Annotated in this window: 1 protein-coding gene; it reads right to left on the bottom strand. The window is 47.5% G+C overall.

Going from position 1 to position 240, the window contains the following annotated elements; translation table 11 throughout:
* Positions 1–240, bottom strand: a 240-nt coding sequence (locus CF394_RS00140; protein ID WP_243370562.1) for a Mur ligase family protein, incomplete at both ends; no start/stop codon positions are given.

Here is a 240-nt window from a genome sequence, read left to right as displayed (position 1 = left end):
CTGTCTGTTTTGATGAGTTCAAGTCTCATGCCAGTTACCTTTAGACCGCTCAGTCCTTTTGCCGCATCCTCAGGCGTGATGCCGAAATAAGCCCCTGCAGCAATCGCAGCCATGGCGTTCATGACATTGTGCTTGCCAAGTATCGGAATAAAAAACGTTTTTTCCATCCCTTTGATTGTAAAATGGGTTCCTTCCTCGCTCTGGCTGACATCCTGAAGCTGATAATCATTATGCGCTCCC

Origin of the sequence: Tetzosporium hominis, assembly GCF_002265435.1 — a bacterium.
Classification (GTDB): Bacteria; Bacillota; Bacilli; order Bacillales_A; family Planococcaceae; genus Chryseomicrobium; species Chryseomicrobium hominis.
Note: the sequence above shows the minus strand (reverse complement) of the source record. Positions and strands in the feature narration are given on the sequence as shown.